General features: G+C 42.6%; 3 protein-coding genes and 1 pseudogene. 1 reads left to right on the top strand and 3 read right to left on the bottom strand.

The window, feature by feature from the left end:
- Positions 1-2 precede the first annotated feature (2 nt).
- The 3 genes from JSN25_RS14270 to JSN25_RS14280 form a co-directional block, all read right to left on the bottom strand.
- The gene (locus JSN25_RS14270) at positions 3-245 is read right to left on the bottom strand and encodes a DinI-like family protein (protein WP_087857716.1); all 243 of its coding nucleotides are present in this window, start codon (positions 243-245) and stop codon (positions 3-5) included.
- 200 nt (positions 246-445) lie between these two features.
- On the bottom strand, positions 446-985 hold the full coding sequence (locus tag JSN25_RS14275; RefSeq protein ID WP_204525042.1) for a cytochrome b: 540 nt from the start codon (positions 983-985) through the stop codon (positions 446-448).
- A 144-nt stretch (positions 986-1,129) separates the two neighbouring features.
- Positions 1,130-1,408, bottom strand: coding sequence for a hypothetical protein (locus tag JSN25_RS14280; protein WP_204525043.1), 279 nt, complete (start codon positions 1,406-1,408; stop codon positions 1,130-1,132).
- Between the two features lie 237 nt (positions 1,409-1,645).
- Between JSN25_RS14280 and JSN25_RS14285 the strand changes: the two are divergent.
- A pseudogene (locus JSN25_RS14285) lies at positions 1,646-2,190 on the top strand (CSS-motif domain-containing protein); the annotation flags it as partial.

Here is a 2,190-nt window from a genome sequence, read left to right on the forward strand (position 1 = left end):
ATTTAATCTGAAAGCAGCCACATATCGGCTTCTTCAAACATTTCCTGAACAGTGCGACTAATCTGTTCTTTCTCGTGCTTATTGGCGTCAGTGTTGATCGCTGGGAGAGTCAGCATCGGTTTAACCCGGACATCAGCATCTGGAAAGATCCGCTGCACTCTCTTTCTCAATTCGCCCAGAATGATCTCTTTTGCGCCTGGCAGACCATCAAAATTCCTTTTGTCATAAACGAGTTCCACGAACATTGTTACTTTCCTTTATCTGTATAAACATACAGTACTTATACTGTGTTTTTATCTGATATACAAGGGGCGACGTCAATACGAATTGACGTCGCCTGGTGATGATAATGTAATGAGGAGAGAGAAAGAAACATAAGCATTATGATGACTAATAAATAAACTAATGCTTTCTTGGTGTTTTAGTGCCTATGTTTCTAAGATTATCATTTCAGGTGTTTATGCTCAGGCATCATTCGCAACAGGGTATTGTCCTTCTGTATGGCGTGGTGAAATAATGCCGCGCCAGCATGGGCTGCAATCAGGAAATACCCTACATTTGCCAAAGTTTCATGAATAGTTTTTACGACGGCCTTTATTTCACCGTTGCTATGAAAGAAAGCGGGAATGTTTAGCCCTAAAAAATACCAACTCTTTCCGCCGTAAGCCATCGTCAAGATACCTAATAACGGTAGAGCCAGAAAAGAGACATAGAGCATGATATGCATTAATTTGGCTGATATCCTCTGCCACTGGGGTGGCGTAGGTACGATCGCTGGATCGTCATACTTATGTTTGAGAATTAAACGTATTATCATTAAACACCAGACAAATACCCCTGAATTATAGTGTGTTTCTTTCATCAACAGATAGAGGGTACTGCCTTTGGGAAACCARCCRCGAARYTCCATWGCKGCATAGGTTATCGCKATTAAYAYCAGRGTTARCCAGTGYAAGCGAATCTGAAGTCTTGAGAATCTGTTCATTATTTTTCCTCGAATGATACGCCACCACAACCGTATCGTATTAAGCTTAACAAATCCTTATTTTCATTAAGAGATTAGGGTTTTGTTATGTCTGCTTCGGGTAACACGATCGGATAGTTGATTGCTGTGTTCACTGCGAGTTTGTCAGGATTCATTTTTCGACGAGATTTTGTACGGGAAAACGTGTAGAGCATTGGCTGCTAATGGGTAAACGCCGAGGCTTTCAGTTCTGGCTTTGATTTCCTCAAAAGGAAGTGAAGGAGACGGTTCCCGTCCTCCCCAAAGATTGATCCCTTCAGGAATGTCGTCTCTGCCGTATTCCTCGGCTATCTCAATCGTTTTGCCATTATTAAGTTCGATGACGACGCTTTTTCCATCGACAGGGATCAGCTTTCCGCCATCGTCAGTAATAAAAATTTTCATAGGCTCACCTCCTCGTTATGCCTACATATGATAGCAAATTAAATGTGGTGCAATACTGGTATTGCACTGAAAATGTTCAATGATTATTTACTATTAATCAATACGTTATGATGTGATTTAAAAAATGTGATTGGTTCCATGGCGATTTATGTTGCTGTCTACCATGCTCTGTAGAGACAAACTTGACCCAGTCAATGCCTGCTTTAACGTGTTCATTTTTCGCCACAGGATATAAGAATGCGCAAAGCACTGTTACCGATATTTGCTGCGATATGTCTGTTCGTAATCGGCGTTTTTATTCTCAATATGCAACTTTGGTATTCCTCATCGATGGAAGCTTTGGGGGGCGCTAGATATGCTGCGAAAAATATGGACAACATACTTAATGAAGCTTTCCAGGCAACGGGCACAGCTAAGCGCATCGCTGAGAAGAAATGCGATCTGGAGAGTCAATATCAGCTCGGAACTGAAGCCGCGCTTCGGCCTCATCTACGAACGTTGATTATTATTCGGCAAGGGAAGGTTTGGTGCACCTCACTGCCTGGTAATCGGATCCTGCTGAAGCAAATACCGTCATACCTGATACAAACTTGCTGCTGGCCCCTGCGCAAAACACGGTGAATGAGATACCTGTTCTGCTTTACCAAACTCATTTTCAAACAAGTAGTATCATTATCACAATAAGTGGAGTGCATATCCGGGGCGCATTGAATGTCCCAATAAAAGGGCTGTCCTATTCGTTGCGGGTGGGCGACAAAGTACTTGGTTCATCGGCGGAAGTG

This window comes from Citrobacter cronae (genome assembly GCF_016893685.1).
In the GTDB taxonomy this organism is placed as follows: domain Bacteria; phylum Pseudomonadota; class Gammaproteobacteria; order Enterobacterales; family Enterobacteriaceae; genus Citrobacter; species Citrobacter werkmanii.